This is a genomic window from Achromobacter dolens (assembly GCF_902859745.1).
Classification (GTDB): Bacteria; Pseudomonadota; Gammaproteobacteria; order Burkholderiales; family Burkholderiaceae_B; genus Achromobacter; species Achromobacter dolens.
In genome coordinates, this window is the sequence record NZ_CADIJW010000041.1 from 15,703 (window position 1) to 42,436 (window position 26,734).

Consider the following 26,734-nt stretch of genomic DNA (forward strand, 5'->3'; position numbering starts at 1 on the left):
CGGAGAGGCGGAGTCAGGCGGCGAGGGGCGGGGCGCGCGAGCCCAGCGGCGGCCCTTGGGCCGGTTGCACTGGCGTCGCCACGCTTGCCGGCGGGAAGGGGGCGGCGCGAGAGATGGCGAGCGCCAGCGGCGCGGTCTGCGCGGCGGGCGCCGGGGTGACGTGCGCCAGCAGGCCAAACGGGCATTGCGCGCCGGTGTCGGCGCCGGAGTTGCCGGCGCCGCCGTGCTTGCCGTCGGGCGAGAGCGCGATTTTGAGGGTGGACAGGTCGCCGGCGGCTGAGCAGAAGGTCACTTCGAGCCGGCCGTCGTGCAGCGCGCGGGCGTCGGGCATGTAGCCCGTCGGCACCAGGGCGCGCAGCAGCAGCGCCAGGAACGCCAGCCACAGCACGCCCCGGACGCGCAGGGCGCCGGTGGTTCGCGAGGGATAGGTCAGGGCGGACATGGACCGATTGTAGGCCGAGCGGCCGCGGCCGGCTTCAGGTGTCGGGATCGAGGCGCCGGATCAGGGCGATATAGCGGCGCCGCGCCTGGTCGGCGGGCAGGCCGGCCAGCAGGCGCCAGGTGGCCAGCTCCATCTGTTCGCGCACGCTGGCGTCCGGCGCGTCATGCGGCGGCGCATCGCCGCGCCGGGCCTGTTGCTCGTAGGCATACAGCCGGATGGCGACGCTGGTGGATGGCGCCTGTGGCAGCGCGCGCAGCGCCATCGCGGCCGCCTCGAATGCGTCCTCCAGGTCGTCGGCGGCGATCGCCAGCGTTTCCGGGTCCATCGCGTCGCCCTCGGGTTCCAGGCCGCTGGCGACGGCCAGCCGCCGCCACAGTGCGTCCTCGGTGGCCGGGTCGGAGGCGCGCGAGGTGACCTTGGCGATGGCGTTATTGCGCAGGCGCAGGATATGGGTGGACGCGCCACGGTAGCGGATGGGGCCGTCCTGCACCTGGAAGGTGAGCGGCACCGCGATCGATCGCCCGGCCGGTTCCGGCGGCCCGACGCTGTCGACCGTGAAGGTGTTGCGCGAATAGTCCATCACGCGCGAGAACAGGTCGATCAGGCCGCCGCGGCCCTGGTAGACGCCGCTCAGGGGGCTGTCGCCCTCTTCGTGCCACACGACGTCCTCGGCGAACAGGGGGAACAGGGTTTCGAACTGGCCCGATAGCATCGCCTCGCGGTAGTCGCCCAGGATGCGCTCGACTTCGTCGCCGCTCATCGCGGCGGCGCGGCCGGGGCGCGCGATCGCCGGGCGCTTGTCCATGAACTGCAGGATGTCGGAGGCGACCCGGTCGCGGTCGTTGTCGACGCAGATCATGTGGTAGCTGTTGTCCAGCAGCACCAGCCGGCTGTCGGGAATGGCGTCGTTCAGGAAGTGCGCCGAACGCACCGAGGTCAGCTCGTCCTCGTGGGCGTGGATGATCAGGCTGGGACAACTGATGGCGTTCAGGCCGCGCTGCACCAGGCGGCGCAGGCGGTCGACTTCGCGCACACAGGCCAGCGGCACCCAGCGGTAGTGGAAGTTCTCGCCACGCTCGAACTTGGCCTTGACGATGGAGCGCACCAGCTCGTTCTTGATGCCGTAGGGCTCTTCCTCTTCGACCCGCATGCGCGCGGCCAGGCCGGGGATGCGATAGACCAGCTTGCGCAGGCCGCGGTACCAGGGCGTGCTCCAGCCGTCGATGAAGACCGGCGCGGCCAGGCTCACCAGCTTGCCCTTGCGGTGCTGCACGCGCTTGCACAGCTCCACCGCCAGCAGCGCACCCAGGCACATGCCGACCACGTGCAGCGTGTCGTGGCGCTCGGCCACCTCGCGGTACTTGGCGGTGACGGCGTCGATCCAGTCCTCGGCGCGCACCGGCAGCAGGTCTTCGGGCGTGGTGCCGTGGCCGGGCAGCGTCAGCGTGTGCGTTTCGATGCCGGCGCGCTTGAGGATCTTGTGCAGCGAGCCCAGGTCGTACTGGGTGCCGCCCAAGCCGTGGATGAGCAGGGCTCCGGTGCTAGTTGACATCTGCCTGCTCGACTTCACCCAGGCGCCACATGCCCGCCACGACAGCCACGCTGCCGTCGAAATCCTCCAGCGGCGAGCCGCGGTCGCTGACCACGCGCCAGCCGCCGTCGGCGTGCGCCACGCGGAACAGCAGCGGGGTGCGGTCCTGGGCGCCGGCGCGGCGCGCGGCCCAGTGCAGCGTCAGGCGCGCGCGGTCGTCGGGATGGGCCAGCGCCAGCAATGCGTCCAGGTTGGGAATGGCGTCGGCCGGCATGCCGAAGGCGCCCTGGAGGTCGCCGGCCAGCTCGAGCGAGCCGTCGAACGGGTTGTAGCGGTACATCAACTGGTGGCTGCCCGCCAGCGCCAGGTCGAAGCGGCCGCGCCACTGCAGGGCGTTCTCGAGTTCCTGCGCGCGGGCGCCGCGCAGCGTGTTGACCAGCAGGATCAGCAGCGCGGTGACCACCAGGTAGACCTGGGTGGCCAGCAGCACGTGCCAGTGGTCGTTGGCCTCGACGAAGGGGCCTTCGCCCTGGGCGCTCTGGTAGAGCGCCATCAGGGTCAGCGTGATGACGGCCAGGGTGCCGCCCAGCGGGCCCCACACCAGCGCGGTCAGCACCGCGAACACCAGCGGCAGGTAGGTCAGTTCGAAGGTGACGACGTACGGCAGGTTCTTGATCATGTCGCCGTCGAAGGTCATGAAGGTCGTCACGATCAGGCCGACGTAGGCGCAGACGCCCAGCACCAGGTCGCGCCGGCGCGGACCACCCGAACGGCGCGGGCGGAAATGGGCCCAGACCGTCAGCGCGGGCGCCAGGATCAGGATGCCCGCCAGATAGGCCGCCACCCAGGTGCGCAGCCGCACCAGCGCATGGGCTTCCTGGGTCAGCCAGAGCCAGCCGCCGCCCAGCAGGGCGGACAGGCCGGCGCCAGCCACCGCGCCGGCCAGCAACGCCGCGACCAGGCCCACGCCACCCTCGCGCGGACTCAGGCGCTGCACGGTCCAGGCCGCCAGCAGGCTGGACAGGCTGGCGGTGATGGCGAACACCAGCGCCGTGGCGGGTTGGCCGCGGGTGAAACTGGTGAGCGCCAGTTGGGCACAGAAAAAGGCGGCCAGCAGCAGCGACCAGTTGCGGCGTTGCGTCAACAGATAGGCGCCCACCGCCACGCCGGGCGGCAGCCAGACGAACACGGCATGGCTCACCGGGTCGTTGAGCAGGCGCGAGAAGACGCCGCACAGCAGGTACGGGATGGCCCATAGCAGGCAGTACAGGTTCTTTCTCGGCGCTTGGGGCTTTCCCATATTGTTCCTTGCAGACGCTGTGATGCATGGCGAGCCGTAGCTCGCGGCAATCAGCGGGTTATACACGGCCCGGCATGGTCCGCGAAAGTTGCGGAGGCATACCGGCGTCCGAAAATCTTGGTACCCTTGGACGCAGTCATTCTTTACTCCGTTCCAGGATTCAGTGCTCTCCTTGCCCGCCCAGATCTTGCCTGTTCCCGATTTTGCCGGCGTTTCCGGCGGCCTTCCGGCTCGTCCGCCGTCCCGCGGCGCCGTCCGGCTCGTCCGGCTGGCGTTGCTGGCGGTGGTGCTGGCGCTGCTGGCGGCCTGCGGCACGACCAAGGTCCAGCCTGGCTACTACCGGGTGCAGTCGGGCGATACGCTCACGCAGATCGCGCGCAAACAAGGCACCAGCGTATCGAACCTGGTGCGCTGGAACAACCTGTCCAACTCCAACTCGATCGAGGTGGGACAGATGCTGCGCGTCGTGCCGCCCGCCGGCCAGGCCGCCTCCACCCCCGCCAAGCCGCGCGCCAGTTCGTCGGGCAGCCGCGCGCCGGCGTCCGCCACGGGCAAGCGGCGCACCGCGCCGCCGGGGGCGATTTCGCTGGTGTGGCCCGCGCAGGGCAAGGTCACCCGCGGCTATGACGGTTCGGGATCCAATGGCATCGTGATCTCCAATTCCGCCGGCACGCCGGTGGTGGCCGCCGCCGCCGGCACCGTGGCCTATTCGGGCAGCGGCCTGCGGGGCTACGGGCATCTCGTGATCGTCAAGCATAACGCCAGCTTCCTCAGCATTTACGCCCACAACAGCAAGCTGCTGGTCAAGGAAGGCCAGCGGGTGAGCCAGGGCCAGAAGATCGCGGAAATGGGCAATAGCGACAGCAAGCAGGTCGGCTTGTATTTCGAGCTGCGCTACGACGGCCAGGCGGTCGATCCTGCCGGCTCGCTGCCGGGCAAGTAGGCGCGCGGGCCGCAGGGGCCGAATTCTAGCGGATCCGCCGCCCCGGCCTGCCGCCGGCTCAGGCTGGATGCCCGGCGTCCTGCGTCAGGGTCGAGATGAATGCCGCCGTGCGCGGGTCGCGCGGCCGGGTGAACAGGTCGCGCGAGGCGCCCGATTCGACCACCTTGCCCTCGAGGAGGAACACCGCTTCGCGCGACACGCTGGCGGCCAGGCGCAGGTCATGGGTGGCCATCAGCATGGTCATGCCTTCGCCGGCGAGCTGGCGCAGCACGTCCACCACTTCGGCCGCCAGGCCGGGATCGAGCGCCGAGGTCGGCTCGTCGCACAGCAATACGCGGGGGGCGGGCGCCAGGGCGCGGGCGATCGCCACGCGCTGCTGCTGGCCGCCCGACAGATTGGCGGGCCAGGCCTCGGCCTTGTCCAGCATGTTGACCTTGCGCAGCAGTTCCTCGGCCCGTGCGCGGGCGCGGTCGGCCGGCCATTTCTGCACCGTCACCAGCCCTTCCATCACGTTGCCGATCACGGTCTGGTGCGGGAACAACTGGAAGTTCTGGAACACCATGCCGGTCTGCATGCGCACCCGCTGCACCTGATCGCGCGAGAGCTTTTCGCCGGGCTCGAACTCGACCCGTTCGGGGCCGATCTCGAGCGTGCCGCGGTCGGGCACCTCCAGCAGATTGACACAGCGCAGCAGGGTGCTCTTGCCGCTGCCGGACGGGCCGATCAGGGCGGTGACGCTGCCTTCGGCGATGGCCACGTCGACCTGCTTGAGCACCAGGTTGCCGCCAAAGGACTTTTCGATCTTTTCCAGGCGGATCATCGGTTCTTCTCGGAAAACACCGCGTGCTGGCCGAAGCGCCGTTCCAGGCGCACCTGGGCGGCGGACAGCACCGAGCTGAACACCAGGTAGATCAGCGCGGCCTCGGTGTACAGGATCAGCGGTTCGTACGTGACGGCGGCGATGCGCTGGGCCGCCTGGAAGATCTCGGGCACCGTCAGCACGGCGGCCAGCGAGGTGTCCTTGACCAGGGCGATGAAGGAATTGGACAGCGGCGGCACCGCCACCCGCGCGGCCTGCGGCAGCACGGTGCGGCGCAGCGCCTGGCCGCGCGTCATGCTCAATGAATAGGCGGCTTCCCACTGGCCCTTGGAGATCGACTCGATGGCGCCGCGGATCACTTCGGAGTTGTAGGCGCCGACGTTCAGGGTAAAGCCGATCAGCGCGGCCGGCAGCGGGTCGAGCACCACGCCGACGCTGGGCAGGCCGTAGAAGATCACGAATAGCTGCACCAGCAGCGGCGTGCCGCGGATCAGCCAGACGTAGAAGCGCACCAGCGCCACCAGCGGCGCCGGCCCGAACAGCCGGATCAGCGCCACCACGAAGGCCAGCGCCAGGCCGAGCGCGAACGACATCAGGGTCAGCGGGACGGTGAACACCAGCCCGGCGTGCAGCAAGGGCCAGAACGAGTCGGCCATCAACTGCACCCAGGCCGGCACCGCCAGGGTGTCGACCTGGGACAGAACCCAGTCGGGCAGGACGTTGTGCAGCCAGGCGGGGAGCGTCATGGAGCGGGCCGCTTATTGCTGCGCCGACAGGTCCGTGCCGAAGTACTTGACCGAGATGGCCTTGTAGGTGCCGTCGGCCTTGATATCGGCCAGCGCCTTGTTGATGGCGGCGACCAGTTCGGGATTGTTCTTGCGCAGCAGCACGCCGGAGTTGCTGAATTCGGCGGCCTTGTCGGTGGCGGCGATCTTGACCTTGGCGTTGGGCTTCTGCTTCTTGAAGTCCAGGAACGACAGGTTGTCGTTGACGGTGGCCTCGACGCGGCCCGAGGTCAGCAGGTCGATGGCTTCGTTAAAGCCTTGCACGGCAACCACTTCCGCGCCATGGCTCTGCGCCAGCTTGCCGAAGTTGCTGGTGAGCGTGTTGGCGGACTTTTTGCCCTTCAGGTCGGCGAACGACTTGATGGTGGTGTTGTCGTCGCGCACGATCAGCACCGCGGCCGACGAGATGTAGGGATCGGAGAAATCGTACTTGGCGCGGCGCGCGTCGGTGATGCCGACCTGGTTGATGACGGCGTCGTAGCGCTTGGCGTCGAGCCCGGCGATCAGGCCGTCCCACTTGCCTTCGACGAATTCGGCCTTGACGCCCAGGCGCTGGGCGATGGCGCGCCCAATGTCGACGTCAAAACCGGTAAGCTGGCCGGAGGCGTCGTGGAAGGTGAAGGGAGCGTAGGTGCCTTCGGTGCCGATCTTGAACACGCCGGCGGACTTGATCTGGTCCAGCCCCGACTGGGCGTGGGCGGCGGACAGGGCGGCGACCTGGACCAGGCCGGCGATGAACAACGAGCGCAAGAGTTTCATGGCAATGCTCCACGGATGAGGGATCACTGCGAAAGGGCCGCGCGGATCGCGCCGCCTTCCGGTGTAGCCGCACTCTAACAACGCGCCTATTTTTCCACAAAGCATAAGGAATAGTAAAAATATAGCGGCAAGTCATATGCGGTATTCGCGCCCCGGGCCGCCCGGCCCGGGGTTCATCCAGGTGGTATCCAGATGGAGACAGGCGTGCAACAACAGTGGAACAGGCGGGCGTTCATGATGGCGGCGGCGGGTGTCGCGGCTTGCGCAAGTGTCATGCCGGCGCACGGCGCCAACGGCCTGCGCCGGGTGCCCGGCGGCGGCAGCATCACCGACGTGGCCGGCCTCAAGGTCGGGCACTACACCGACACGCGGCGGCCGACCGGCTGCACGGTCATCATCGCCGAAGCGGGCGCGACCGGCGGCGTGGACGTGCGCGGCGCGGCGCCGGGCACGCGCGAGACCGATCTGCTCAATCCCGTCAACATGGTGGAAAAAGTGCATGCGGTGATGCTGGCCGGCGGCAGCGCCTTTGGCCTGGAGGCGGCCACCGGCGTCATGCGCTACCTGGAAGAACGCAAGATCGGCTTCGACGTGGGCGTGGCGCACGTGCCGATCGTGCCGGCCGCCATCCTGTTCGACCTGGGCGTGGGCGACGCCTCGATCCGGCCCGATGCCGCGGCCGGCTACCAGGCCTGCAAGGCGGCCAGCGCCAAGCCGCCGCAGGAGGGCAACGTCGGCGCCGGCGCCGGGGCGACGGTCGGCAAGCTGTACGGCGCCAAGCGCGCCATGAAGGGCGGCCTGGGCAGCGCCTCGCTGACCGTGGCGGGCGTCACGGTGGGCGCGATCGTCGCGGTCAATGCGGTGGGCGACGTGGTCGATCCGGCCACCGGCCACGTGCTGGCCGGCGCCCGCACCGCCGACGGCAAGATGCTGCTGGACACGCGCGCGGCGATCCTGGCCGGCGACCTGCCGACCTCGATGCGCGAGGGCGCGGCCACCACCATCGGCCTGGTGGCGACCGACGTCAAGCTGACCAAGGCGCAGGCGCAGAAGATGGCGCAGACCGCGCACGACGGCCTGGCCCGCACCATCAACCCGATCCACACCATGCTCGACGGCGACACCGTGTTCGCGCTGGGCACGGGCGTCTCCAACAAGCCCGCCAACATGATGCTGCTGGGCGTGATGGCGGCCGAGGCGATGGCGATCGCCGTGCAGCGCGCCATCCTGGCGGCGCGCGCGCTGGAAGGCTATCCGGCGGCGGTGGATTTCATCGCCTGAGCGGCGCTTTCTTCCGGGTAATGGCGCGCCTGCGGGCAGGAACGCCATTTGCTGCCACCCCGTGTTCGTGCTGACCCCAAGCTGTCATATCGCGCCGGCATGATGGAAAGCGTCGGCGCACCGCCTGCGCGGGAGGGATGGCATGTACGAAGGAGAGCGCTTCAACGGAGCCACGCACCTGGCCGGCCTGGCCTTGGCGGTGGCTGCATCCGGGGCCCTGATCGCGCGGGCCGCGGAATTGAAGGTCGAGTGGCGCCAGACCGTGGCCTGCGCCGTGTTCGCGGCATCCATGATCGCCGTCTATGCATCTTCGGTGCTGTATCACTGCTCGCGCGGGCGCCGCAAGGCGCTGTGGGCCAAGGCCGACCATTGCGCCATCTACCTGCTGATCGCGGGCACCTACACGCCGCTGGCGTTCGTGCCGCCGGAACTGGGCTGGGGCGCCGCCATGGCGGTGGCGATCTGGCTGCTGGCGCTGTACGGCATCGGCCGCGAACTATGGTGGGCGCGCGGGGCCGCGCCAGCCTTGCCGCTCTATCTGGCGATGGGCTGGTTGGGCGTGATGTGCGCCGCGCCCATCGCCGGCGCGCTGTCGGGCGCCGGGCTGGCGTGGCTGCTGGCCGGGGCCGCGCTCTACACGGTGGGCACGGTGTTCTACGCCAACGACAAGCGCTGGCGCCATGCCCACGGCATCTGGCATCTGTTCGTCATGGGCGGATCGGCCTGCCACTTCGTCACGGTGTTCGGTTTCCTGCGCCACGCCTGACGCGGGGCCGTCAGCGCCAGGCCGCCAGCGGGAGCATGCCGCCGCGGTTCTTCACTTTGCGCATGACGATATGCGAACACAGGTCGCGCACGCCCGCGATCTTGCTGAGCTTGTCTTCCACGAACTGCGAGAAGGCCGCCAGGTTGCGGGTGCGCACCGTCAGGATGTAGTTGGAGGCGCCGGTGACGATGCTGGCCTCGGTGATTTCGTCATACAGGGCGATGCCGGCCAGGAATTCCTCGTGCCAGCCGGGCCGCGACTGATCGAGGGACACGTGCACGATGGCTTCCAGCTCGAACCCCAGCCGCTCGGCGTCCAGCACGGCGCGGTAGCCGCGCACGAAGCCGCCTTCCTCCAGCGCCCGCACCCGCCGCAGGCAGGCCGACGGCGACAGGGCCACCTGCTCGGCCAAGTCCTGGTTGCTGAGCTGGCTGTTCTCCTGCAGGCGGTAGAGAATGCGGTGGTCGATGGCGTCCAATTGCATGATGCAATCCAATTCGAAAAAATGGTCTATGGCGCAATTTAATGCGAAATCATAGGGTAAGCCACGCCTCGTTTTGCAAGTATTCGGCTTACTCGCGCTGATAGTATGTAGCCAGCATATTGCCCGAAGGAGCTGTGAATGCATACCCGCGAAAGCTGTGTCGCCGCCGACCGGCAGGACCCCCTGGCGCCGCTGAAAGCGCGTTTCGACCTGCCGCCCGGCGTGCTCTATATGGATGGCAATTCGCTCGGCGTGATGCCGCGCGCCGCCGCCGCGCGCGCCGCCGAGGTCATCACCCAGGAATGGGGCACCGGCCTGATCCGCAGTTGGAACACCGCCGGCTGGTTCGAACTGCCGTCGCGGCTGGGCGACAAGCTGGCCGGCCTGCTCGGCGCGAAAGAGGGCGAACTGGTCATCACCGACACCACCTCGCTGAACATCTTCAAGGCGCTGGCGGCCAGCCTGCGCATCCAGCAGAAGCGCCAGCCCGGGCGCCGCGTGATCCTGTCCGAGCGCGACAACTTCCCCACCGACCTGTACATGATCCAGGGCATGATCGACCTGCTGCAGCAGGGCTACGAGATGCGCCTCATCGACGACGACCTGCCGCTGGCGCGGGCGCTGGACGAGGACGTGGCGGTGGTGCTGCTGTCGCACGTCAACTACCGCAGCGGGCAGATGCACGACATGGCCGCGGTCACGCGCCAGGCGCACGAACGCGGCGCGCTGGTCATCTGGGACCTGGCGCACGCCGCCGGCGCGGTGCCGGTGGACCTGAACGGCGCCGACGCCGATTACGCCGTGGGCTGCACCTATAAGTACCTGAACGGCGGCCCGGGCTCGCCGGCCTTCATCTGGGTGGCGCCGCGCCACATTCCCGATTTCTGGCAGCCGCTGTCGGGCTGGTGGGGCCACCAGCGGCCGTTCGACATGACGGTCGCCTACGAGCCGGCCGGCGGCATCCGTCGCTACCTGTGCGGCACCCAGCCGATCGTGTCGCTGGCCATGGTCGAATGCGGCCTGGACGTGGCGCGCGAGGCCGACATGGCCGAGGTGCGCAGGAAGTCGCTGGCGCTGGGCGACCTGTTCATCGCGCTGGTCGAGGAACGCTGCGCCGGCCATCCGCTGACGCTGGTGACGCCGCGCGACCATGCCGAGCGCGGCAGCCACGTGAGCCTGCGCCACCCGAACGGCTACGAGGTCATGCAGGCGCTGATCGCGCGCGGCCTGATCGGCGACTACCGCGAGCCCGAGGTGCTGCGCTTCGGCCTGACGCCGCTGTACTTCGGCTACGCCGACGTGTGGGACGCGGTCGAGATCCTGAAAGACGTGCTCGACAGCAAGGCCTGGGACAAGCCCGAGTTCAAGCAGCGCTCGGCCGTGACCTGACCTGCCGAGCACCGGCCCGAGCGACATCCAGCAAGAGAGCGCAGTACCGGAGGAGACAATGACACAACAACAAGGATTCGGCAGGATCGCCGAACGCGAGCAGGGGCTCAAGCGCCGCCTGACGTCCGGCCAGATGAGCATGATCGCGATCGGCGGGGCCATCGGCACCGGCCTGTTCCTGGGCAGCAAGTTCGCGATCGGTTTCGCCGGCCCCAGCGTCATCATCAGCTACGCCATCGGCGGACTCATCACGCTGCTGCTGATGGGCTGCCTGGCCGAGATGACGGTGGCGCATTCCACCTCGGGCTCGTTCGGCGCCTACGCCGAGCACTACATCGGCCCGCTGGCCGGCTTCCTGGTGCGCTACGCGTACTGGTCGTGCGTGGTGCTGGCGGTGGGCACCGAGGTCACCGCGGTGGCCGAGTACATGAAGTTCTGGTTCCCGTCGGTGCCCGGCTGGCAATGGGTCTGCCTGTTCTCGGCGGCGCTGATCTTCATCAACGCCATGAGCGTGAAGGCGTTCGGCACCATCGAGTACTGGTTCTCGACCATCAAGATCAGCGCCATCGTGGCGTTCATCATCCTGGGCGCCTATGTGGTCTGGGGCAGTCCGCAATACGGCGCGGCGCAGTACACGGCGCACGGCGGCTTCTTCCCCAACGGCGTGTGGGGCATGTGGATCGCGGTGGTCATCTCGATCTTCAGCTACCTGAGCGTGGAGATGATCGCGGTGGCGGCGGGCGAGGCCGAGGACCCCGAGCGCGCGGTGAAGAAGGCGTTCCGCGCCACCATCGTGCGGCTGGTCGTGTTCTACCTGCTGACGCTGGCGCTGATCCTGGCCATCGTGCCGTGGGACCAGGCCGGCAAGGGCGGCAGCCCCTTCGTGACGGTGATGGAAGCGGTGAAGGTGCCGTACGCGGCGGGGGTCATCAACTTCATCGTGCTGGTGGCGGCGCTGTCGGCCATGAACAGCCAGTTGTATATCACCACCCGCATGATGTTCAGCCTGTCGCGCGCCGGCCACGCGCCGGCGGCGCTGGGCAGGCTGACGCGCAGCGGCACGCCGCTGAACGCGTTGCTGCTGTCGACCAGCGGCATCGCCATCGCCACCGTGCTGAACGTGCTGTATCCGGAAACCTCGTTCACGCTGATGATGGCGATCTCGATGTTCGGCGCGCTGTTCACGTGGATGATGATCTTCGTCACGCACTACTTCTTCCGCCGCCGCTGGGCGCGCGAGGGCGGCGCGGCGCTGTCGTTCCGCATGCCGGGCTTTCCGCTGCTGACGCTGCTGGGCGCGGGCGCGATGCTGGCGATCCTGGTGACGACCTACTTCACCGGCGTGTTCAAGATGACGCTGGTGTTCGGCGTGCCGTTCCTGCTGGTGCTGGCGGCGTTGTACCTGCTGCTGTTCCGCAAGTCCGCCGCGGCGGTGGTGCTGCAGGCACGGCAGCAGCGGTCCTAGCGGCCGCGCCTTTCAAACGGCGCCCGCGCCCTGGCGGATCGCCGCCAGCATGGCGCGGGCGCGCGCCGGCAGCGAGCGCGATCCATACACCGCATGCATCTGCGGCGCCACGCCCCGCGCCGAGGTGGCGGTGTAGCCGGGGCAGACCCGCACCAGCGTGCCGCGGGCGATTTCCGGCGCGGCCGCCCAGTCGGCCAGCCGCGCGATGCCCACGCCCTGCAACGCCAGCGCCATCAGGCCGCTGCTGGTGCTGACCCGCACCGCCGGCTCGGCGTGCATGCGCACGATGCGCTGGCCGCGCCGCAGGTGCCAATCCTTCAACACGCGCGGGCCGGTATGCATGATGAGCCGGTGCCGCGCCAGTTCCTCGGGTTCGCGCGGCAGGCCCATGCACGCCACGTAGTCCGGGCTGGCGCACAACAGCCGCTCGTAGGGCCACAGGCGCGCGCCCAGCAGGTCGCTGGACGCCGGGAAGCCGCCGCGGATGGCGAAATCCAGGCCCTCGGCGATCGGGTCGATTGCCTTGTCGGTGTAGTGGATGTCCACCGTGACGCCCGGATGCTCGGCCGCGTAGCGGCGCAGCACGGCCGGCAGCAGGGTCACGCCCAGCAGGTCGGGCGCGGAGAAGCGCAGGCGGCCCTGGTCGCCTTGCTGGGCGTCGTGCAAGGCCTCGCGCGCCTGGCTTTCCAGGCGCAGCAGCTCGCGCGCGTATTCGAAGTAGCTTTCGCCTTGCGGCGTCAGCGCCACGCTGCTCTTGCTGCGCAACAGCAACTGCGCGCCGACCTGGCGCTCCAGCGCCTGCACCGCGCGCGTGACGGCGCTGGGCGAGGCGCCCAGCGCGCGCGCCGCCAGCACGAAGCTCTGGCGTTCCGCGACGGCGCAGAACACCTGGTATTCCCATAGGGCGCCACGTTCCATGGTGGTTCTCCATTGCGATTATCGCAACATGATATTGCAACGCAGAGGGCTCGGTCGGACCTAGACTGCCGCCATTCCCGACTTTCTCCAGGTTGACCGCCAATGTCAGATCCCCACTATTTCGATCCCGTCACCGGCGCGCGCCATGCGCTGGACGAGGCCCGCTGGTGTTCCGATGCGCGCACGCCACTGATGATCTCGCCGCTGCCGGGCATCTCGCCCGACGACATCGACCGCCGCGAGCGTTCGCTGTGGCGCTACCGGGCCGCGCTGCCCGGCGCCGTGACCCGGCCGGTGTCGATGGGCGAGGGCGGCACGCCGATGGTCGAGCGCGCGTGGGGCGGGCTGCGGCCGCACTTCAAGCTGGAATGGTTCAACCCCACCTGCAGCTTCAAGGACCGTGGCGCCGCGGTGATGCTGTCATGGCTGCGCCAGATCGGCATCGGCGCCATCGCCGAGGACAGTTCGGGCAATGGCGGCGCCGCCATCGCGGCGTATGGCGCGGCGGCGGGCATGGGCGTCACGATCTTCGCGCCGGCCTACACGTCCAGCGCCAAGGTGGCGCAGATCCGCGCGTTCGGCGCCGACGTGCGACTGGTGCAGGGGCCGCGCGAGAACGCCGAGACCGCCGCGATCGAGGCCGCCGCGCGGATCTTCTATGCCAGCCACAACTGGCAGCCTTTCTTCCTCCAGGGCACCAAGTCCATCGCCTACGAGATGTGGGAGGACTTCGGTTTCGAGGCGCCGGACAACGTGGTGATTCCGGCGGGCGCGGGCAGCAACGTGCTGGGCTGCGCCATTGGCTTTGCCGAGCTGCTGGCGGCCGGACAGATCAAGCGCCTGCCGCGCCTGTTCGTGGCCCAGCCGCGGAACTGCTCGCCGGTGGACGCCAGCTTCCATGCCGGGGTCGACACGCCGGTGCCACGCGAGGTGCTGCCGACGGTGGCCGAGGGCACCGCGATCAAGCGGCCGGTGCGGCTGCGCGAGGTGTTGCAGGCGATCCGCGCCAGCGGCGGTCAGACCGTTGCGGTGCCGGAGGCGGACATCGTTGCCGCCGTGCGCAGGCTGGCGGCAATGGGGCTCTACGCCGAGCCCACCAGCGCCACCGCGGCGGCGGCGCTGGACATGCTGCGCGCGCGTGGCGCGATTCGCGAGACCGAGCGCACCGTGGTGCTGTTGACCGGCACCGGCATCAAGGCCACGCAGTTCATGACGGATCTGTATTCGGCGGCGTGACCACCGCCGAGTCCGCCAGCAGGTGGTCGAGCAGGCGGCGGGCGCGGGCGCTGAGGGTATCGCGCGACTGCACGCACAGCAGCAGCTCGCGCGCGGCCCAGGCGTCGGACAGCGCCACCGGCGTCACCCTGAGCAACTGGCGCATGCTGTTGGCCGTGGTTTCGGGCACGATGCCCACGCCGACGCCGGCCTCGACCAGCCGGCACATGGCGTCGAAGCTGCGCAACTGCACCCGCAGCTTGATGGGCTTGCCGACCACCAGTGCCTGCCGCGCCAGGAAGCGTTGCAGCGCGCTGCTGCGGTCGAGCCCGACGAAGTCTTCGTCCAGCACGTCGCCGAACGCGACCTCGGCCCGGTCCGCCAGCGCGTGGCCGGCCGGCACGATCAGCACGAAGCGGTCGGCGTGGTAGGCGTGGGTCTGCAGGGCGCCGGTGTCGACCGTGCCCGCGACGATGCCGATATCGGCCGAGCCGTCGGCGATGCATTCGACGATCTCGTCGCTCAGCATTTCCTGCAATTCGACGTTGATGCGCGGATGCGCCGCCAGGAAGCCGCTGAGCGCTTCGGGCAGGAAGGCGGTCAGCGCGTTGGTGTTGGACAGCAGGCGCACCGAGCCGCCGAATTCGCCGGAGAAGTCGGCCAGGTCGTCGCGCAGGCGGTCGGCCTGGGCCAGCATGATGCGGGCATGGGCGGCCAGCTTCAGGCCGGCCGGGGTGGGGATGACACCCTGGCGGCGGCGCTCCAGCAGCGGCGCGCCGAGCGAGGCCTCGAGGTTGCGGATGCGGGCGCTGGCGGCGGCCAGCGCCAGGTTGGCGCGGGCGGCGCCGTGGGTGATGCTGCCGGCCTGCACCACGTGCAGGAACAGCGCCAGGTCGGTCAGGTCGAAACGCATGGCGGCGAGCCTACGCGAGGCGCGCAGGCAGCCTCTGCGAATCGCGCATTTTCAGCGCGGGACAGGGTCCGTACACTGCGCCGATCCGTGTTCTCGTGGTGGTTTGCCCATGCATCTTGTCGCCTCCGGTTTTCCGATTCTACCCGCGCTGATCACCGCGATCACGATCGCGTTGTGGGCCTTTTCGCGGCTGCCTGAGTACCTGACGGCGCTGCTGTTCTTCAGCGCCGCCATGATCTTCGCGGCCGCGCCGCGCGAGGTGGTGTTCTCCGGGTTTTCGTCGGCGGCGTTCTGGCTGGTGCTGAGCGGCTACGTGCTGGGGCTGGCGCTGAAGTACACCGGCCTGGCCGACCGCATGGCGGGCGCGCTGTCGCGGCGCCTGTCGGGTTCGTATCCGAAGGTGGTGGCCGGCGTGGTGGCGCTGACCTACCTGCTGGCGTTCGTGATGCCGTCGAACATGGGCCGCATCGCGCTGCTGATGCCGATCGTGCTGGCCTATGCCGACCAGATCGGGCTGGTGGCGGGCCGTCGTGGACGGATTGGCCTGGCGCTGGCGGTGGGCTTCGGCACCTTCCAGTTGTCCACCTCCATCCTGCCGGCCAACGTGCCGAATCTGGTGATGGCCGGCAGCATCGAATCGAGCTATGGCCTGCAGTTAAGTTATCTGCCGTATCTGTGGCTGCATGCGCCGGTGCTGGGCATCCTGAAAGGCGTGGTGCTGGTGGCCTGCATCGCCTGGTTGTTCCGCGATACGCCCGAGACCGCGCCGCCTGCCCCGCCGGCCCAGCCCCTGTCCGCGCCGGAAAAGCGCCTGGCGGTGCTCTTGGGATTGACGTTGCTGGGCTGGGTGACGGACGGATGGCACGGCGTGTCGCCGGCCTGGATCGGCCTGGCCTCGGCCTGTCTGTGCCTGTTGCCCAAGGTGGGTTTCGTCAGCGGCGAGCAGTTCGGCAAGGAAGTGAATTTCCGCACCGCGATCTACGTGGCGGGCATCCTGGGACTGGCGGCGATGGTGGCCGACAGCGGCCTGGGCGGCATCATCGGCCGCGCCCTGCTGGCCTGGCTGCCGTTGTCGCCCGAGGCGCCGATGCAGAGCTTCTTTTCGCTGGTGGGGCTGTCGGCGGCGCTGAATTTCGTGGTCACGGCCAACGGCGTGCCGGCCCTGTATACGCCGCTGGCCGAGACGCTGGCGCAGGCCTCGGGCTTTTCGCTGATGACGGTGCTGATGGCGCAGGTGGCCGGCTACGCCACCGTCATCATGCCGTACCAGGCCTCGCCCATCGTGGTGGCGATGGGCATGGGCCAGGTGCCGGCGCGCAGCGGCCTGGCGTTGAGCCTGCTGACCGCGCTGGTGTCGTTCGTGGCGCTGGTGCCGCTGGACTACCTGTGGTTCAGGCTCCTGGGAATGCTGGGATCGTGATCAGTTCGTCTTCGACGGCGGCGGAGGCGGGTTCTGGCGCCGGGGCGAACACCCGCAGGCGGTGGCCGTCGGGGTCGAGCGCGACGAAGGTGCGGCCGAAGTCCATGTTGGTGGGGGCCTGCAGGATCGGCAGGCCGCGCAGGCTCCAGTCGAGGTGGCGCTGGTTGAGCGCGTCGGCGTCGGGCACGGTGAAGGCCAGTTCGGTGCAGCCGCCGCGGCCGGCGGCGGCCGGTTCCACGGTGTGGCGCGACCACAGGCCCAGCATCAGGCCGGAGTCGAGCGCGAACAGGGCGAAGGTGGGCGAGCTTTCGACGGGCGGGCGGTTCAGCAGCGCGCTGTAGAACGCCGCGCTGGCCTCGGGCTTGTCGACGTAGAAAATGACGAAGTTCTTGGCGGACATGATGCGCTCCTGGTTGAATGAGCGCTCATCTTAGAGAGCCATGCTGTCAGATTTTGTCAGTAGTCTTCATGCCGATGTCGCACCCGCCGGCGCGCGGCGTACGCCAGGGATCAGCAGGGGTCGCCCTTGGCCGTATTGATGGCGCGCCACTCCTTGAGCAAGGCCTGGCGGCGGCGCGGATAGCGTGGCCCGGCTTCGAGCGTGGCGATGCGGTCGGTGCGGAAATGGCGGAAGTCCTGGCGCAGTTCGCACCAGGCCATGACGATGCGCACGCTGTCGAAAAATCCCAGGGCGAACGGCCAGATGACGCGTTCGGAATCGGCGCCCTTGTCGTCGCGGTAGGTGATGGCGATTTTCTGCTCGCCGCGAATGGCCTGGCGGATCAGCGACAGGTCGACCCGGTCGACCACCGCCCAACTGCTGGGGCCGACCAGCAGCGGAATGGCGTCCAGTTCATCGCGCAGTTCGCGCGGCAGCACCGCGCTGATCTTGGCCAGCGCGTTGGCGGCGGCCTGACCCAGGCGCGGATCGGAACGGCCGGCCACCCAGCGGGTGCCCAGCACCAGGGCCTCGATCTCCTCGGTGCTGAACATCAGCGGCGGCAGCATGAAGCCGGGCCGCAGCACGTAGCCGATGCCCGGCTCGCCCTCGATTTCGGCGCCCTGCGCCTGCAGCGTGGCGATGTCGCGGTACAGCGTGCGCAGGCTGACGCCCAGGTCGGTGGCCAGGCGGTGGCCGCTGACGGGCAGGCGGTGGCAGCGCAGGGTCTGCAGCAGATCCAGGAGGCGTTCGGTGCGGGACATGGGAGCGGGCGGGGGCGGGACGGCGTAATGCTGCCATGGAATGGCAGCAGCGGGAAGCCGCGGCCCGCCGTTCTTGATCCGGCCGTCCTCAACCCGGCAGCGCCGCCAGCCAGTCGTGCACCCGCCCGGCCAACTCCAGGCTGTTGCGGTCCATCATCAGCATGTGCGAGTTGCCGTGGATGCCCAGGTCGGGCAGCGACAGCACCGTGACGCTGGCATGGCGCGCCGCGAATTCCCGCACCCGTGCGCGCATCCGCGGCCAGCGCGGATCGGTGTCCATGTGGTCGCCCATCACGACCAGCGTGGGGGTGTCGTAGCGGGCATCGGGCCCGAGGTCCGGGATGCTGGCCGGCTCCAGCGCCACCAGGGCCCGCACCCGCTCGGGCAGGGCGTGGGCGGCGCGGATGCCGAATACGCCGGCCTGCGAATGGCAGACCACGATGGCCGCGCCGATCCGTTCCAGGAAGGCCTGGTAGGCGCGCAGGATGGCGGCATCGGTGTGGACCCAGCGCGGCACCATCTGCGCGGCCAGCGCGTCGAACGCCTCCAGCGGGAATTGCGTGTCCGGGTAGGCGCTGCCGGGGCCGGGCCGGGTGCCCGGGCGGCCGATGCGAAAGCGCGTGTAGCAGTCCTCGCGCGCCTGCACCACCGGCGCGTCGGGCCAGACATGCGGCGCGGCGCCGGCGCGGCCGCGTTCCACCGCGTCGCACAGGTAGGCGTCCCAGCCGCGCCGCAGGAAATAGTGCAGCCAGCCCTGGCGGCCGTCCGGCGTGGTCTCCCAGGCCGCGCCGGTCATGCCGCCGCCATGCCAGAACGCCAGCGGCGGCCGGCCGCTGGCCGGCTCCGACAGGAAGTACTGGGCGTACATCTGTTCGACGCGGTAGGTGCCGTTGGGATCCAGCGCCACCGGCTGGCCGCCTTCGGCCATGACCAGCTCGCGTCGCGGCAGGCCGCTGAGCGCCAGGTCGCGGCCGCCGACGTGGAATGCACCCATGTCGCGCAGGCGGATCGGCGCCAGCGCCGCGCCGTCGTCCAGGGCAGCGGCCATCATTCGGCCTTGATGTGGTTGGTCTCGATGACCTGTTTCCACCTGGCCGTTTCGGTGGTGACGAAGCGGCCCAGGTCGGCGCGCGAACCGGCGGCGGTCTCGACGCCCAATTCGCGCATCTTGGCTGCCACCTCGGGCGCCTGCAGCGCCTGGGCGAAGGCGTCGTGCAGCGTGTCCAGCACCGGGGCGGGGGTGCCGGCCGGCGCCATCACGCCGAACCAGGGCGTGATCAGGAAGTCGGGCACGCCGGCCTCGGCGAAGGTCGGCACGTCCGGAATCGCCGGCGCGCGCGCGGCGCTGGCCACGGCCAGGGCGCGCAGCTTGCCGGCGCGGATGTTGGCCAGCGAGGCCGGCAGGTTGTCGAAGTACATGTCGACCTGCCCGCCGAGCAGGTCGGCCGCCACCTGGCCGGCGCCCTTGTAGGGGATGTGGGCCAGGTCGATGCCGGCGCGCTGCTTGAGCAGCTCGGTCGCCAGGTGGGCCGAGCCGCCGATGCCGGAGGAGGCCGAATTGAGCTTGCCGGGGTTGGCGCGCGCATACGCCAGCAGCGCCGGCAGCGTGTCGGCCGGCACCTTGGGATTGACCACCAGCACGCTCGGCACGGTGCCGATCATCGCGACGGGGGCGAAGTCCTTGACGATGTCGTAGGGCGCCGGCTGGTACAGCGACGGCGCCACGGTGCAACCGAACGCGCACATCAGCAGCGTCTGGCCGTCGGGCGCGGCTCGGGCCACCGCCTGCGCGCCGATGTTGCCGCCGGCGCCGGCCCGGTTCTCGACGATCAGCGGCTGGCCGAGGCGCTTGGAAAGGTTGTCGCTGAGCAGGCGCGCCAGGATGTCGGGCGTGCCGCCGGCGGGGAAGGGCACCACCAGCGTGATCGGGCGGCTGGGGAAATCGGCGGCATGGGCCGCCAGCGGCAGGCAGGCGGCCAGCGCCAGCAGGGCGCGGGCGGACCAGCGTGCCAGCACGGGGCGGATGCGCCGGGGCGCGGGAAGGTGGCGGGTGGGGCCCATGGTTGTCTCCGTAGCGGGCGGCCGGGTCGAAACGCCCGGTCCGTGGCGGACTGTAGCCAAGCCGGCCGCGCCTGCCCAATGCCGATGGCGCAAGACTCGCATATCGAATCCGATATGGTTCTTTGCAATCATTCGCTTACGGCATAGCATGGCGCCATGCGCGACGCCCAATCCTTGCCTTTCCTGCGCAGGCTCGACATGAACCTGCTGCTGACCTTCGACGTGCTCATGCGCACGCGCAGCGCCACCGCCAGCTCGCGCCTGCTGCACAAGACCCAGCCGGCCATCAGCCGCGACCTGGCGCGCCTGCGCCTGCGGCTGGAGGACCCGCTGCTGGTGGTGGTGAAGGGACGTTTCGTTCCGACCGAGCGGGCGCTGGAGCTGCACGCGTCGGTGCATGACGCGCTGGCGCAGATCGAGGCCGCGCTGCGCCCGCCCGAGGCCTTCGATCCGGCGCGCGCCGAAGGCGTGGTCAACATCGGCACCGGCGCGCACAGCGAGATCCTGCTGGCCGCGCCGCTGATCGAGCGGCTGCACCGCGCCGCGCCGGGCGTGACGCTGCGCTTCCAGTCGCTGCACGGCGATTTCGCGCCCGACGACCTGGAGGCCGAACGGCTGCACATCGCCATCGGCCTGTTCGGCAAGGTGCCGGCGCGCTTTCACCGCGATGCGCTGCACACCGACCGCCGCGTCTGTGTGCTGTCGGCGCGGCATCCCTGGGCCGCGCGCGGTGCCCTGACGCTGGCCGACCTGGGCGCCATCAAGTGGTTCGCGTTCGAGCAGATGTACGGCCGCGAGACGACCTTCGACCGGCTGCTCAAGCCGGGCGACGGCCGCATGGCGTTCTCGGCCTATCTCTCGGGCTTCGGCGTGGCGCCCTATGTGCTGGTGGACACCGACTACGCCACCACCATGCCGGCCAGCGTGGCGCGGGCGCATTGCCGCCATTTCCCGCTGGCGATGCTGGAGATGCCGGCGCGCCTGCGGCGCATGGAACTGGCGATGGTGTGGGCGCGCCGCCAGCACGCTTCGCCATTGCAGGCGTGGTTGCGCGACCAGGTGCGCGACGTGCTGCGCGAGCGCCTGGCCGCGGACGGCCCGGCTTAGCGGGCGACCGGCTTGCCGGTGGCCACGTCGATGGCCGAGCCGTCTTCCAGGCTGACGCGGTAGATCTCGCGCAGCACGTTGCCGGCAAAGCCGATCTCGACGATGGACACGTCCTTGAAGGTGGCCTGGATGCCGTCGGGCAGCGCGGCGTTGAATTTGGCGGACTCCTGCTTCATGGCGTCGGCCAGGCGCGCGTCGTACGGCGTCATGCTATAGACCAGCGTGGTGTGTGGGTTGTGGGCGCGCACTTCCTTGCCGTCCTTCATCACGTTGACGCCGCTCACGCCCATGGTCTTGACCAGCTCGCGGCCGGCGTCGGCCATCTTGGCGTAGACCGGGCCGGTCACGCGCGGCAGCGGGCCGTCGCGCAGCGGCGCCAGGGCGGCGGTGGTCACGGTGTTGTAGGCCATCATGGCCTCGAAGCCCGCGCCGCTCTTGACCACGCCCAGGTCCAGCCACCACGGGTGGCCCGCGCCCTTGGCCGCTTCGGTCGGATAGAAGTCCTTGAGCGTCACCTGCAGCGGCGCCGGGGGCTTGGGCAGCGCGCGCAGCATGCGCTGCGGCGTGGCGCTGTCGGCGCTGTGGATGTGGACCACGGTCACGTGCGGGATATTGGGCGTTGCGGCCTCGGTCTTCAGGCCCAGCGCGAGCAGGTCCTGCTTGAGCGTGCCGTTGACCTTGGCGTCCAGCACGGCGTTCACTTCCTTGGGCAGGCGGTAGACCACGCCGTAGGTGGTCTTGTGTTCACGGAAGGCGGGCTGCTCCAGCGCGCTGTTGTCGATGGGAGCGGCGAAGGCGGTCGATAGAGCGGCCAGGGACAGGCCCAGAGCGGCCAGGGGCAAGACGCGTTTGATCATGGATTTTCCTTTTATGTTCAAGACCCGCGAGAGTCCGGTCCAGTGTGGCCACGCCGGATGTACGGCGTATTGCAACAGGGCAAAGAAATCCGATAGGCGGCCAAGCCGTGCCGATGGCTGCGCCCGGCTATAGCAGGAAGACGGCCGCCACGATCAGCAGCCCCAGCACCAGGTTGACGCCGACCCAACGGCGGATGCCCGCCATGGCCTGGCCGCCGCGCGGCCATTCCGAGGCGGCCACCGCCGCGCGCAGGCGCGGATAGAGCGCGGCGCGGATGTAGGCGTAGATGGCCGTCATCACCAGCCCGCCCGCGGCCATCACGGTCCAGGCGCGCGGCATGAAGAAGGCGCCACCGCTGCGCGCGGCCTGGGCCGCTTCCTGGCCGATCATGAGGGCGCCGGTCGCCAGGATCAGCACGATCGCGGCCCCCACCGCGTTAAGGAAGGGGCCGAGCACCGCGTCCATCAGGCGCAGCCGTTGCGGCGGCTCCAGTTGCGCGGCCGCCGGCCGCAGGAAACAGTGGGCGAACAGCATGCCGCCGACCCACAGGATCACGGCCAGCAGGTGGATGAGTTTGAGGGCGCTGTAGAGCATGGTGTCGGGCTTCGGAATGGGCCGCGTCGTCGCAATGCCGACGGCAAGGCCTGGCTGTGGGGACGGCGGCCGCGGGAGCGCGCGCGGCCGAATCTGTCCCCATGATATATCCCCACGACACCCGGGCGGGCTTCTTGACGCATGCCACGGTTTTGCATTTAGAATGAGATTGATTTTTATTTGTAGTCAAGAAAGTTCGGGAGTCCATCGTGTCCAACCTTGCGCTAGCCTGCGGCGACGCCGTCCATCTGCTCTACCGCGCGCATCATGGATGGCTGCACAACTGGCTGCGGGGCAAGCTGGGCAACTCCTGCGATGCCGCTGACCTGGCGCAGGACACCTTCGTGCGGGTGCTGCGGCATCGGCACGAACTCGACGCGCTGCGCGAGCCGCGCGCCTACCTGACCACCATCGCCAAGCGTCTGGTGCTGAATCATTACCGGCGCCGCTCGATCGAACAGGCCTACCTGGACGCCCTGGCGAGCATGCCCGAGGCCATGGCGCCGTCGCCCGAGCAGCGCCTGCTCATCCTCGAAGCGCTGCAGGAAATCGACGAGATGCTGGCCGGCCTGGCGCGCCCGGCGCGACAGGCGTTCCTGATGGCGCAGCTCGAAGGACTCAGCCACATCGAGATCGCCGCGCGGCTGAACGTGTCGGTGCGGTCGGTGCATCGCTACATCGCCAAGGGGTACGAACAATGCATCATGGCGGTGATGTGAGCGTCCAATGGGGCGTGGCGGGCGAGCTGCCCGCCGTCGATCGCCAGGTCGCGCGCGAGGCGGCGCGCTGGCTGCTGCGGCTGAATTCCGAGCAAGCCACCGATGCCGACATCCGCGCCTGCCAGCAATGGCGCGCCAGCAAGGCCGAGCATGAACATGCCTGGCAGCGCGCGCAGCGCGTCAACCAGCGCTTCGGCCTGATCCCGGCATCGCTCGGCATGGCGGCGCTGAACCGGCCGGAGTCGGCCGGCCGGCGCGCGGCCCTCAAGACGCTGGCCGCGCTGATCGTTGCTGGGCCGGCGGGCTGGGCCGCCTGGCGCGCCAGCCCGTTCGAATGGACCGCCGACTACCGCAGCGCGACCGGCGAACAGCGCCAGGTGGCGCTCAGCGACGGTTCTTCCATGCGCCTGAACACCGCCAGCGCGGTCGACGTCCTGTACGGCGCCGACCTGCGGCTGGTGCGGCTGCGTGCCGGCGAGATCGCGGTCCACGCGGTGGCCGAAGGCCGGGTCCATCCGCGGCCCTTCGTGGTGCGCACGAGGCAGGGCGATATCCGGGCGCAGGCGGCGCGCTTCTGCGTGCGCGAAGACGGTTCGGCCTGCCGCGTCAGCGTGCAGGAGGGCGGCGTGACGCTGCGCCGCGGCGACGCCAGCCTGGCGCTGACGGCCGGCGAGCAGGCCTGGCTGCGCGACGATGAAGCGCCGCGCATCGAGCCGGCCGATCCGCATGCCGCCGACTGGACGCGCGGCGTGCTGCACGCCAGCGCCTGGCGCCTGGACGCCTTCGCGGCCGAGCTGGGCCGTTACCGCCCCGGTGTGCTGCGCTGCGATCCCGAGGTCGCCGGCCTGCGGATCTCCGGCGCCTTCCAGTTGCGCGATACCGACGCGGTGCTGGCGGCCCTGCCGTCCACGCTGCCGGTGCTGGTGCGTTACCGCAGCGCGTATTGGGTGACGCTCATGCCGCGCGCGGGGCAGGCATGAATCGTCGTTGTTACAAAAAAGCCGGGGCGGGCTGTCCGGTTGGCGTTGGTCCAGGGTCATGGTCAGTAGAGGCATACGAATGCCGATACCCGTTGGATCGAAAGGACGACCATGGCTCACTTTCCCGCCAGCCGCCTCCGCGGCACCCCCTTGAACCGAGAGGCTCCATGCCGATTGACCCGCCTGTCCCTGGCGTTGCGCATCGCCACCGCGCGGCTGCCCCGGCCGTTGCGCTGTGGCCGGCCGCCGCCGCGCTGGCGCAGATCGCGCCGGCCGAGCAGGCGCGCGGCTACCGCATCCCGGCCGGCCCGCTGGCCGAGAATCTGTCGCGCTTCGCCGACAACGCCGGCGTCACGGTGCTGTTCGACGCGGCGCTGGTGGGCCAGCGGCGTGGCGCCGGCCTGAACGGGGAATACTCCGTGGCTGACGGTTTCGCCCGCCTGCTGGCCGGCAGCGGCCTGGCCGCGCGCGAGCGCAGCCCGGGCGTGTTTGTGCTGCAGGCCCTGGCCCCTGCCGGCGTGACGCAGTTGACGCCGGTCACGGTGGAAGGCGAGGGCACGGCGATCACGCCGGCGTGGGAGACCCGCAGCGACCGCAAGCGCCTGGACGACGCGCAGGTGCGCGGTTGGAGCGATCTGGGCAAGCGCCTGGAACCGGGCGTGAACTTCAACCGCCAGAACAACAGCATCAACATCCGCGGACTCGACCAGGATCGCGTGCTGACGCGGGTGGACGGCATCCGCCTGCCGTGGCTGGATGACGGCGCGCGCGGCGTCAAGGGCGGCCTGGAGGCGGTGGACTTCAACTCCCTGTCGCGCCTGGACATCGTGCGCGGCGCCGACGCCAGCGCGGGCGGCTCGGGCGCCATCTCCGGAATGGCCGACCTGTACACGCTCGATCCCTCGGACCTGCTGAACGACGGCAAGACCTTCGGCGCGTTGGCCAAGACCGACTACGACACCGCCGACAGCAGTTGGGGCGCCAACGCCGCGCTGGCCGGACAGATCCACAGCGATACCTTCTGGCTGGTGCAGGCGGGCGTGCGCAACGGCCATGCGCTGGACAACCGCGGCGACGTCGGCGGCTATGGCCCGCGCCGCGACCAGCCGACGCCCGAGGACTACGACCAGCGCAGTTTCCTGCTCAAGCTGCAGCAGCGCGTCGAGGGCGGCCACCGCTTCGGCCTGACCGGCGAATACTTCAAGCGCAAGGCCACGCAGGACAGCATGTTCGAACAGGGGCCGGGCACCAGCTACCTGATCGGCGGGAACACCACCCGGAAGGAAACCGAGCGCCAGCGCGTGTCGCTCGATTATTCCTACAAGGCACCCGCCGAGGGCGGCTGGATCGACAGCGCCACGGCGGTGGTGTACTGGCAGCGCATGCAGCTCGACAGCGCGCTCGATGGCGAACGCAGCCGCGATGCGCGCGCCAACATCATTCCCGGCGATCCGTTCAGCTATGGCTTTCCCAGTGGCGCCTACGGCCGCAACAACTCCATCCGCCAGACCATGTTCGGCGCCAATGGCGAACTGACCAAGCGGCTGGCGGGCAACACGGTGTCGCAGTTGTGGACCGTGGGCGGCGAGTGGTATGGCAACAAGACCGAGCAGAACTCCAGCGGCTACGACAACTGCCCCACCGTGCGGGCCGGCACGCCGGCGCCGTTCGGCCCGCGCACCTGCGACATGCTGCACACCAACCAGGCCGACGTGCCGCTGTCCAAGGGCAGCCAGTGGGCGTTGTGGATGTCGGACGAATTCAGTTTCGGCGATGGCCGCTACACCGTCATGCCGGCGCTGCGCTACGACCACTACGAGCAGAAGCCCAGGTCCACCGAAAGCTACGCCAGCAACCGCAACGGCGGCGTGTTGCCGCCCGAGAACAGCGGCGGGCGCTTCTCGCCCAAGCTGCTGACCACCTGGAAGGCGGCCGACGCGCTGAGCCTGTACGCGCAGTACGCCTATGGCTTCAAGGCGCCCAGCGCGACGCAGCTCTACACCAACTACGGCGGCCCCGGCACCTACCTGCGGGTCGGCAATCCCTACCTGAAGCCGGAAACCAGCAAGGGCTGGGAACTGGGCGCCAAGCTGGGTTCCGATTCGCTCGGCGGCGCGGTATCGTTCTTCGATAACCGCTACCAGAATTTCATCGACAGCAACGTGCCGCTGGATGCCAACTCGCCGCAATGGCAGCCGGGCTGGGCCGGGCAGTACCCGTTGGGCATCACCGGCAACGTCAACCGCGCCAAGGTGCGCATCTACGGCGCCGAGGCCAGCGCGCACTGGAAGTTCTCGCCGGGCTGGCGCACGTGGGGTTCGCTGGCGTGGGCCGTGGGCAAGGATGAAGGCACCGGCCAATACCTGAACTCGGTGGCGCCGCTGAAGGCGGTGCTGGGCGTGGGCTATGGCCGCGACGTGTGGGGCGTGGACGCGCTGCTGACGACCACCCTGCGTCGTAACAAGGTCGAATACCCGGAGGCCGGCGCCTCGACGCCCAACCGCGACTTCCAGGCGCCCGGCTACGGCGTGGTGGACCTCATGGGCTACTGGCGGCCGACGGCGGTCAAGGGGCTGCAGGTGCAGGCTGGCGTGTTCAACCTGTTCGACAAGAAGTACTGGGAAGCGATCAACGTGCCGACCGCCGGCGCCACGGCCCTGCCGCGGCCGGTTGACTGGTACACGGAGCCGGGGCGCAGCCTGCGCGTCTCGCTGACTTATCAATACTGACCCGCGCTGCCGCCGCTGCGCGACAGCGGCGGCAGTCCTGATTTTCCATTCC

26 protein-coding genes are annotated in these 26,734 nt (G+C 69.6%); 11 read left to right on the forward strand and 15 right to left on the reverse strand.

Annotated elements, in window-relative coordinates; genetic code table 11:
- Positions 1 to 13 precede the first annotated feature (13 nt).
- The 3 genes from HV783_RS22410 to HV783_RS22420 are packed head-to-tail and all read right to left on the reverse strand — an operon-like array spanning position 14 to position 3,273.
- Entirely contained in the window at positions 14 to 442 is a 429-nt protein-coding gene (locus tag HV783_RS22410) for a DUF2946 family protein (protein ID WP_175189882.1), read from the reverse strand.
- Between the two features lie 34 nt (positions 443 to 476).
- Positions 477 to 1,994, reverse strand: a complete 1,518-nt coding sequence (locus HV783_RS22415) for an acyl-CoA-binding protein (RefSeq protein ID WP_175189883.1) — start codon at positions 1,992 to 1,994, stop codon at positions 477 to 479.
- Positions 1,984 to 3,273 (reverse strand): MASE1 domain-containing protein, encoded by a 1,290-nt coding sequence (locus HV783_RS22420; RefSeq protein WP_054500914.1) that lies wholly within the window; start codon positions 3,271 to 3,273, stop codon positions 1,984 to 1,986. The genes HV783_RS22415 and HV783_RS22420 overlap by 11 nt, the downstream gene beginning before the upstream one ends.
- Positions 3,274 to 3,445: 172 nt before the next feature.
- Between HV783_RS22420 and HV783_RS22425 the strand changes: the two genes are divergently transcribed.
- On the forward strand, positions 3,446 to 4,216 hold the full coding sequence (locus HV783_RS22425) for a peptidoglycan DD-metalloendopeptidase family protein (protein WP_254603994.1): 771 nt from the start codon (positions 3,446 to 3,448) through the stop codon (positions 4,214 to 4,216).
- Positions 4,217 to 4,274: 58 nt separating this feature from the next.
- On the opposite strand, the gene HV783_RS22430 is transcribed toward HV783_RS22425, so the two are convergent.
- The 3 genes from HV783_RS22430 to HV783_RS22440 form a co-directional block, all read right to left on the reverse strand.
- A complete protein-coding gene (locus tag HV783_RS22430; protein WP_054500915.1) occupies positions 4,275 to 5,036 on the reverse strand; it encodes an amino acid ABC transporter ATP-binding protein in 762 nt (253 codons plus the stop codon).
- Positions 5,033 to 5,713 carry an amino acid ABC transporter permease gene (locus HV783_RS22435; RefSeq protein WP_026384606.1) on the reverse strand — a complete coding sequence of 227 codons (681 nt, stop codon included), beginning with the start codon at positions 5,711 to 5,713 and terminating at the stop codon, positions 5,033 to 5,035. Before HV783_RS22435 ends, HV783_RS22430 begins: the two co-directional genes overlap by 4 nt.
- A gap of 81 nt (positions 5,714 to 5,794) precedes the next feature.
- Positions 5,795 to 6,580 carry an amino acid ABC transporter substrate-binding protein gene (locus HV783_RS22440; protein ID WP_054500916.1) on the reverse strand — a complete coding sequence of 262 codons (786 nt, stop codon included), beginning with the start codon at positions 6,578 to 6,580 and terminating at the stop codon, positions 5,795 to 5,797.
- A 192-nt stretch (positions 6,581 to 6,772) separates the two neighbouring features.
- Between HV783_RS22440 and HV783_RS22445 the strand changes: the two genes are divergently transcribed.
- Together HV783_RS22445 and trhA are read left to right on the forward strand one after the other, a co-directional pair.
- Positions 6,773 to 7,861 (forward strand): P1 family peptidase, encoded by a 1,089-nt coding sequence (locus HV783_RS22445; RefSeq protein ID WP_175142603.1) that lies wholly within the window; start codon positions 6,773 to 6,775, stop codon positions 7,859 to 7,861.
- 142 nt (positions 7,862 to 8,003) lie between these two features.
- Positions 8,004 to 8,627, forward strand: a complete 624-nt coding sequence (gene trhA, locus HV783_RS22450) for a PAQR family membrane homeostasis protein TrhA (RefSeq protein ID WP_054500917.1) — start codon at positions 8,004 to 8,006, stop codon at positions 8,625 to 8,627.
- Between the two features lie 10 nt (positions 8,628 to 8,637).
- On the opposite strand, the gene HV783_RS22455 is transcribed toward trhA, so the two are convergent.
- Positions 8,638 to 9,111: an Lrp/AsnC family transcriptional regulator gene (locus tag HV783_RS22455; RefSeq protein WP_006386706.1), complete on the reverse strand. Its 474-nt coding sequence runs from the start codon at positions 9,109 to 9,111 to the stop codon at positions 8,638 to 8,640.
- Positions 9,112 to 9,249: 138 nt separating this feature from the next.
- Between HV783_RS22455 and kynU the strand changes: the two genes are divergently transcribed.
- Both kynU and HV783_RS22465 read left to right on the forward strand, forming a co-directional pair.
- Positions 9,250 to 10,500 carry a kynureninase gene (kynU, locus tag HV783_RS22460; RefSeq protein ID WP_054500918.1) on the forward strand — a complete coding sequence of 417 codons (1,251 nt, stop codon included), beginning with the start codon at positions 9,250 to 9,252 and terminating at the stop codon, positions 10,498 to 10,500.
- A gap of 58 nt (positions 10,501 to 10,558) precedes the next feature.
- A complete protein-coding gene (locus tag HV783_RS22465; protein WP_064524830.1) occupies positions 10,559 to 11,965 on the forward strand; it encodes an amino acid permease in 1,407 nt (468 codons plus the stop codon).
- 12 nt (positions 11,966 to 11,977) lie between these two features.
- Here the strand turns inward: HV783_RS22465 and HV783_RS22470 are convergent, their stop codons facing one another.
- A complete protein-coding gene (locus HV783_RS22470; protein ID WP_175189884.1) occupies positions 11,978 to 12,883 on the reverse strand; it encodes a LysR family transcriptional regulator in 906 nt (301 codons plus the stop codon).
- Between the two features lie 102 nt (positions 12,884 to 12,985).
- Here HV783_RS22470 and HV783_RS22475 point away from each other — a divergent pair, with 102 nt between their 5' ends.
- Positions 12,986 to 14,119 carry a threonine synthase gene (locus HV783_RS22475; RefSeq protein ID WP_064524834.1) on the forward strand — a complete coding sequence of 378 codons (1,134 nt, stop codon included), beginning with the start codon at positions 12,986 to 12,988 and terminating at the stop codon, positions 14,117 to 14,119.
- Here the strand turns inward: HV783_RS22475 and HV783_RS22480 are convergent.
- Positions 14,091 to 15,011, reverse strand: a complete 921-nt coding sequence (locus HV783_RS22480; RefSeq protein ID WP_175189885.1) for a LysR substrate-binding domain-containing protein — start codon at positions 15,009 to 15,011, stop codon at positions 14,091 to 14,093. The genes HV783_RS22475 and HV783_RS22480 overlap by 29 nt on opposite strands.
- Before the next feature lie 109 nt (positions 15,012 to 15,120).
- Here HV783_RS22480 and HV783_RS22485 point away from each other — a divergent pair, with 109 nt between their 5' ends.
- Positions 15,121 to 16,431, forward strand: coding sequence for an SLC13 family permease (locus HV783_RS22485; protein ID WP_175189886.1), 1,311 nt, complete (start codon positions 15,121 to 15,123; stop codon positions 16,429 to 16,431).
- Here the strand turns inward: HV783_RS22485 and HV783_RS22490 are convergent.
- From HV783_RS22490 to HV783_RS22505, 4 genes are all read right to left on the reverse strand, one after another.
- A complete protein-coding gene (locus tag HV783_RS22490; protein ID WP_175189887.1) occupies positions 16,403 to 16,831 on the reverse strand; it encodes a VOC family protein in 429 nt (142 codons plus the stop codon). The two genes, HV783_RS22485 and HV783_RS22490, sit on opposite strands and share 29 nt — an antisense overlap.
- A 110-nt stretch (positions 16,832 to 16,941) precedes the next feature.
- Complete coding sequence (locus tag HV783_RS22495; protein WP_175189888.1) at positions 16,942 to 17,634, reverse strand: helix-turn-helix transcriptional regulator; 693 nt, start codon at positions 17,632 to 17,634, stop codon at positions 16,942 to 16,944.
- A gap of 88 nt (positions 17,635 to 17,722) precedes the next feature.
- Positions 17,723 to 18,685: an alpha/beta hydrolase gene (locus HV783_RS22500; RefSeq protein ID WP_064524842.1), complete on the reverse strand. Its 963-nt coding sequence runs from the start codon at positions 18,683 to 18,685 to the stop codon at positions 17,723 to 17,725.
- Complete coding sequence (locus HV783_RS22505; protein WP_175142598.1) at positions 18,682 to 19,695, reverse strand: tripartite tricarboxylate transporter substrate binding protein; 1,014 nt, start codon at positions 19,693 to 19,695, stop codon at positions 18,682 to 18,684. Before HV783_RS22505 ends, HV783_RS22500 begins: the two co-directional genes overlap by 4 nt.
- Positions 19,696 to 19,851: 156 nt before the next feature.
- On the opposite strand from HV783_RS22505, the gene HV783_RS22510 reads away from it, so the two are divergent.
- Entirely contained in the window at positions 19,852 to 20,802 is a 951-nt protein-coding gene (locus HV783_RS22510; RefSeq protein WP_054500926.1) for a LysR family transcriptional regulator, read from the forward strand.
- Here HV783_RS22510 and HV783_RS22515 read toward each other — a convergent pair.
- Positions 20,799 to 21,659, reverse strand: coding sequence for a hypothetical protein (locus tag HV783_RS22515; protein ID WP_175189889.1), 861 nt, complete (start codon positions 21,657 to 21,659; stop codon positions 20,799 to 20,801). The two genes, HV783_RS22510 and HV783_RS22515, sit on opposite strands and share 4 nt — an antisense overlap.
- 127 nt (positions 21,660 to 21,786) lie before the next feature.
- The gene (locus HV783_RS22520; protein WP_054500928.1) at positions 21,787 to 22,254 is read right to left on the reverse strand and encodes a CopD family protein; all 468 of its coding nucleotides are present in this window, start codon (positions 22,252 to 22,254) and stop codon (positions 21,787 to 21,789) included.
- A gap of 209 nt (positions 22,255 to 22,463) precedes the next feature.
- On the opposite strand from HV783_RS22520, the gene HV783_RS22525 reads away from it, so the two are divergent.
- From HV783_RS22525 to HV783_RS22535, 3 genes are all read left to right on the forward strand, one after another.
- The gene (locus HV783_RS22525) at positions 22,464 to 22,973 is read left to right on the forward strand and encodes a sigma-70 family RNA polymerase sigma factor (RefSeq protein ID WP_175189890.1); all 510 of its coding nucleotides are present in this window, start codon (positions 22,464 to 22,466) and stop codon (positions 22,971 to 22,973) included.
- Positions 22,952 to 23,953 carry a FecR domain-containing protein gene (locus HV783_RS22530; RefSeq protein ID WP_175189891.1) on the forward strand — a complete coding sequence of 334 codons (1,002 nt, stop codon included), beginning with the start codon at positions 22,952 to 22,954 and terminating at the stop codon, positions 23,951 to 23,953. Before HV783_RS22525 ends, HV783_RS22530 begins: the two co-directional genes overlap by 22 nt.
- A 167-nt stretch (positions 23,954 to 24,120) precedes the next feature.
- A complete protein-coding gene (locus HV783_RS22535; protein WP_254603995.1) occupies positions 24,121 to 26,682 on the forward strand; it encodes a TonB-dependent receptor in 2,562 nt (853 codons plus the stop codon).
- Positions 26,683 to 26,734 lie beyond the last annotated feature (52 nt).

Excerpts from the sequence above, each read along its gene's own strand:
- HV783_RS22420 (WP_054500914.1), bottom strand. The coding sequence starts at position 3,273 with ATGGGAAAGCCCCAAGCGCCGAGAAAGAACCTGTACTGCCTGCTATGG.
- HV783_RS22495 (WP_175189888.1), bottom strand. The coding sequence starts at position 17,634 with ATGTCCCGCACCGAACGCCTCCTGGATCTGCTGCAGACCCTGCGCTGC.
- HV783_RS22535 (WP_254603995.1), top strand. The coding sequence starts at position 24,121 with ATGCCGATTGACCCGCCTGTCCCTGGCGTTGCGCATCGCCACCGCGCG.
- HV783_RS22480 (WP_175189885.1), bottom strand. The coding sequence starts at position 15,011 with ATGCGTTTCGACCTGACCGACCTGGCGCTGTTCCTGCACGTGGTGCAG.
- HV783_RS22410 (WP_175189882.1), bottom strand. The coding sequence starts at position 442 with ATGTCCGCCCTGACCTATCCCTCGCGAACCACCGGCGCCCTGCGCGTC.
- HV783_RS22520 (WP_054500928.1), bottom strand. The coding sequence starts at position 22,254 with ATGCTCTACAGCGCCCTCAAACTCATCCACCTGCTGGCCGTGATCCTG.
- HV783_RS22485 (WP_175189886.1), top strand. The coding sequence starts at position 15,121 with ATGCATCTTGTCGCCTCCGGTTTTCCGATTCTACCCGCGCTGATCACC.
- HV783_RS22440 (WP_054500916.1), bottom strand. The coding sequence starts at position 6,580 with ATGAAACTCTTGCGCTCGTTGTTCATCGCCGGCCTGGTCCAGGTCGCC.
- HV783_RS22415 (WP_175189883.1), bottom strand. The coding sequence starts at position 1,994 with ATGTCAACTAGCACCGGAGCCCTGCTCATCCACGGCTTGGGCGGCACC.
- HV783_RS22500 (WP_064524842.1), bottom strand. The coding sequence starts at position 18,685 with ATGATGGCCGCTGCCCTGGACGACGGCGCGGCGCTGGCGCCGATCCGC.
- HV783_RS22445 (WP_175142603.1), top strand. The coding sequence starts at position 6,773 with ATGGAGACAGGCGTGCAACAACAGTGGAACAGGCGGGCGTTCATGATG.
- HV783_RS22465 (WP_064524830.1), top strand. The coding sequence starts at position 10,559 with ATGACACAACAACAAGGATTCGGCAGGATCGCCGAACGCGAGCAGGGG.
- HV783_RS22470 (WP_175189884.1), bottom strand. The coding sequence starts at position 12,883 with ATGGAACGTGGCGCCCTATGGGAATACCAGGTGTTCTGCGCCGTCGCG.
- HV783_RS22455 (WP_006386706.1), bottom strand. The coding sequence starts at position 9,111 with ATGCAATTGGACGCCATCGACCACCGCATTCTCTACCGCCTGCAGGAG.
- trhA (WP_054500917.1), top strand. The coding sequence starts at position 8,004 with ATGTACGAAGGAGAGCGCTTCAACGGAGCCACGCACCTGGCCGGCCTG.
- HV783_RS22505 (WP_175142598.1), bottom strand. The coding sequence starts at position 19,695 with ATGGGCCCCACCCGCCACCTTCCCGCGCCCCGGCGCATCCGCCCCGTG.
- HV783_RS22475 (WP_064524834.1), top strand. The coding sequence starts at position 12,986 with ATGTCAGATCCCCACTATTTCGATCCCGTCACCGGCGCGCGCCATGCG.
- kynU (WP_054500918.1), top strand. The coding sequence starts at position 9,250 with ATGCATACCCGCGAAAGCTGTGTCGCCGCCGACCGGCAGGACCCCCTG.
- HV783_RS22430 (WP_054500915.1), bottom strand. The coding sequence starts at position 5,036 with ATGATCCGCCTGGAAAAGATCGAAAAGTCCTTTGGCGGCAACCTGGTG.
- HV783_RS22510 (WP_054500926.1), top strand. The coding sequence starts at position 19,852 with ATGCGCGACGCCCAATCCTTGCCTTTCCTGCGCAGGCTCGACATGAAC.
- HV783_RS22490 (WP_175189887.1), bottom strand. The coding sequence starts at position 16,831 with ATGTCCGCCAAGAACTTCGTCATTTTCTACGTCGACAAGCCCGAGGCC.
- HV783_RS22515 (WP_175189889.1), bottom strand. The coding sequence starts at position 21,659 with ATGATCAAACGCGTCTTGCCCCTGGCCGCTCTGGGCCTGTCCCTGGCC.
- HV783_RS22530 (WP_175189891.1), top strand. The coding sequence starts at position 22,952 with ATGCATCATGGCGGTGATGTGAGCGTCCAATGGGGCGTGGCGGGCGAG.